The organism is Longimicrobiaceae bacterium (assembly GCA_035936415.1).
Lineage (GTDB): Bacteria > Gemmatimonadota > Gemmatimonadetes > Longimicrobiales > Longimicrobiaceae > JAFAYN01.
On record DASYWD010000418.1, the window covers coordinates 1 to 2204 of the forward strand.

The window sequence follows — 2204 nt, forward strand, 5'->3', positions numbered from 1 at the left end:
GCCGGGGCGCGGGGGGGGATCCCCCGCCGCGCCTCCGTCTTTTCGTACCCCGCCGTTGAGCGCGGCCGCGCGAGCGGCTAGATTCGCCCCGGCGGCCGTTCGCCGCCCACGCAACCCACCACCCGGGAGTCCCATGGCCGGTTCCGCCCTCAAGGAACAGATCCGCGGCGACCTGAACACCGCCCGCCGCGAGCGCGACAAGCTGCGCACCACGGTACTGACCACCCTCCTCTCCGACCTCCGCAACCGGGAGATCGAGGTGGGGCACGAGCTCTCGGACGAGGAGGTGCAGCCGGTGCTGAACACCGCGATCAAGCGCCGCCGCGAGGCCGCGGAGCAGATGCGGGCCGGGGGACGCGAGGAGCTGGCCGCCAAGGAGGAAGAGGAGGCCCGCATCCTAACCGTCTACCTCCCCCCGCAGCTCAGCGAGGACGCGGTCCGCGGCTACGTCCGCGAAGCGATCGCCGGCGGCGCGACCGACCTGGGCGGCGTCATGAAGGCCGTGATGCCCCGGGTGAAGGGCCAGTTCGAGGGCAAGGAACTGAACCGCATCGTCCGCGAGGAGCTGGCCTAACCCCAGGCCACCCGACGAAAACACGGCGCCCCCACCGGGATCTCCCGGCCGGGGCGCCGTTTCGCACCTCGCACTTCGCACTCCCGCACTCCCCGGCTTCGCCGGGGCTACCCCCCCAGCAGCTCCGACACCGCCTGCATCACCCGGTCGCGCCGCTGGTTCGCCGCCTCGTACTCGTGGATGCGGATGAGCGTGTCCTCGTCGAGCTGCGCGTCGCGGATCCACTGGATCAGCATGTCGCGGTCCATCCCGTCGTAGCCCAGGATCGGCTCCTCGTCCTCCTCACCCTCCAGGCCGGTGGCCGCGCGGCCGCCCGGGGGGAGCCAGGTGTCATGGTCGAAGTCGCGGAAGGCGACGAGGATGGTGGCGATGGCCGCGCCGCCGAGTAGGAGCCTGAGCAGGTTCATGTCCGTTTCCGTTGAAGGGTCCACCCGCATCGCCAGCAAGTCGCCTGCCACCTCCCGCGCTACCTCGCGACCTCGGTCCGCCGCCCCGGCCCCTCCGCGTCGGCGTGGACCCGGATCCGCTGGGCCAGCGAGTGCGAGATCACCTGCGGCTCCCCGTTCACGACCAGGGAGATCGGCCCTTCGAAGGGCTGCTTGCTGCGCACCTCCACCTCCGAGCCGGGATACAGGTCCAGCGAGCCCAGGTAGCGGAGCTGGTCCGGCTCCTCCACCTCCACCTCCAGCACGCGGGTGGACTCGCCGGGCTGCACCTCGGCCAGGGCGGGGTACTGCGCGCGGTCCATCTCCCCCTCCGCGGAGGGGATGGCGTTGCCGTGCGGGTCGCGCTCCGGCTCGCCGAGGAGCCGCGCGAGCCTCTCGATCAGCTCGTCGCTGGCGGCGTGCTCCAGGCGCTCCGCTTCGTCGTGCACCCGGTCCCACTCGTAGCCGAGCACCTCCACCAGGAACAGCTCCAGCACGCGGTGCCGGCGAACGATGCGGAGCGCGGCCAGCTCCCCCGCCGCGGTGAGGCGCACGCCGTAGTACGGCTCGTGCCGCAGCAGGCCCTGCTCGGCCAGGCGCTTCACCATGGCCGTCACCGCGGCGGGGGAGAGCCCCAGCCGCTCGGCGATGCGCGAGGTGGAGACCGGAGCCTCCGTCTGCTGGAGCGCCCAGACCGCCTTGAGGTAGTCTTCTACGACCGGTGAGAACATGGGCGCATGCATCGGGTTCGCTGGGGGAAAGCTACAACACTAGGGGCGCACCCGGGCGTGTCAAGCCGGGCGGGGAGGAGAGCGCCGCGTCCCTTGCGGGATCCGCACCCCGGGCGCAAGTTTCGGGCGATTCCCGGGGAGCGTCCGCTCCACCCGCCCGCGCCCTCCCGCCCCGCCTCCCCGGTCCCCCCGGCGCCCGGCCCCCATGTCGCTCGAAGTCCTCCCGCGCACCGACGTCCCCGTCCGGCACGGCCCGCTGCGCGGGACCGGGCTTCTCGACGCCCCCCCGGAAGAAGCATTCGACCGCATCACGCGGCTGGCGGCGCGTGTCCTCCGCGCCCCGGTGGCCCTCGTCGCGCTGCTGGACGGCGACCGGCTGGTGGTGAAGAGCGCGGTCGGCCTCCCCGCGGACGTGCTCGCCCCCCGCGCGCTCCCCGCGGAGGGGAGCTTCGCGGTCGCGGCGGCCGGCGGCCC

4 protein-coding genes are annotated in these 2204 nt (G+C 73.4%); 2 read left to right on the forward strand and 2 right to left on the reverse strand.

The genetic code is table 11. The features are described from left to right. The first annotated feature begins 133 nt into the window (after positions 1 to 133). On the forward strand, positions 134 to 574 hold the full coding sequence (locus tag VGR37_16860; GenBank protein ID HEV2149080.1) for a GatB/YqeY domain-containing protein: 441 nt from the start codon (positions 134 to 136) through the stop codon (positions 572 to 574). Between the two features lie 107 nt (positions 575 to 681). On the opposite strand, the gene VGR37_16865 is transcribed toward VGR37_16860, so the two are convergent. Both VGR37_16865 and VGR37_16870 read right to left on the reverse strand, forming a co-directional pair. Then, on the reverse strand, positions 682 to 981 hold the full coding sequence (locus tag VGR37_16865) for a hypothetical protein (protein HEV2149081.1): 300 nt from the start codon (positions 979 to 981) through the stop codon (positions 682 to 684). A gap of 59 nt (positions 982 to 1040) precedes the next feature. Then, a complete protein-coding gene (locus VGR37_16870; protein HEV2149082.1) occupies positions 1041 to 1730 on the reverse strand; it encodes a metal-dependent transcriptional regulator in 690 nt (229 codons plus the stop codon). A 205-nt stretch (positions 1731 to 1935) separates the two neighbouring features. Between VGR37_16870 and VGR37_16875 the strand changes: the two genes are divergently transcribed. Beyond that, on the forward strand, positions 1936 to 2204 hold a 269-nt coding region (locus VGR37_16875), incomplete at its 3' end, for a hypothetical protein (GenBank protein HEV2149083.1).

Coding starts and splice junctions, on each gene's coding strand:
- VGR37_16860 (HEV2149080.1), top strand. CDS start 134: ATGGCCGGTTCCGCCCTCAAGGAACAGATCCGCGGCGACCTGAACACC.
- VGR37_16865 (HEV2149081.1), bottom strand. CDS start 981: ATGAACCTGCTCAGGCTCCTACTCGGCGGCGCGGCCATCGCCACCATC.
- VGR37_16870 (HEV2149082.1), bottom strand. CDS start 1,730: ATGTTCTCACCGGTCGTAGAAGACTACCTCAAGGCGGTCTGGGCGCTC.